This is a genomic window from Rahnella sp. BCC 1045 (genome assembly GCF_019049615.1).
GTDB classification, from domain to species: Bacteria; Pseudomonadota; Gammaproteobacteria; order Enterobacterales; family Enterobacteriaceae; genus Rahnella; species Rahnella contaminans.
Map to the genome: position 1 here is coordinate 1 of NZ_JAFMOZ010000036.1, position 905 is coordinate 905.

1 pseudogene is annotated in these 905 nt (G+C 46.5%); it reads right to left on the bottom strand.

Annotated elements, in window-relative coordinates:
- A pseudogene (locus J1782_RS00200) lies at nucleotides 1-905 on the bottom strand (hypothetical protein); the annotation flags it as partial.

The window sequence follows — 905 nt, forward strand, 5'->3', positions numbered from 1 at the left end:
CTTTTATTCAATGTTGCATGTTGTGGATCGAAATCAGTCATATCCTTTAAAGGTTTGTTCCATATTGCTGAACCGCTTTTGTAAAACCACTCTGAAGGATGTTTTACGATTAACATATTCAGTTGCGGGTTGAGCATAGTGTAGTGAATAGCATTTCTTATTATATTTGTGTCGTACCACTGCTTACCATCGTAGCCGTTTATCCAGTTCAGAATGCGCTGGTAACTGTCAGGTATTAGCGCAGCATCAACGCCGAGATACTGTTTAGCAGCCTCTTTTAAGATGTTCAGTAGCTGCGACACAAAGTCACTGGGTTTATCCTGACCGTTCATGTGAAGTATGACGTCACCGGCGCTGCTTTCAATCGCATTAAATCCACGTGCTTCAAGATCGTACTGGTGTACCGGGGTCATGTCTGACTCTGCAATCCAACAAGACTCCTGATCGATACGGTAATACTTTTTCCCAGATTCATCCGGGCATGCGGCGGGTAATTTGCTGACTGGAAGGCACCATGTCGACGTCGTTTTGCCGTCTATGGCAGTAAAAACCCATAACTGTGGGGTCGATTTCTTCTTGGCTTTTTTAGACTTCTTCCCTTCTTTCTCAGGTTCTTCTGGAGCCGGTGGCTTTGGTGCCCTCGCCGTCCGCGTGAGCCCCGGGACAATTTTCAGGAACTGTTCGCCAGTCTTCACATGTTCCGGATTGGTGAGAAAAGTCTTCAGACGTTCGTCATCGGTAAAACACTCAATATGAACGCGATAGTCCGATTCTTTACCCTGGTCATAGGCATCTTCGAAATACCCCATGTGCCCGATTGCAGCACCGGCTTTGATGGGTAAAGGCGTATTCAGATTAACAACCTGATCGAACTTCATGGCATCGAGAACGGGCATTGGCTGCTC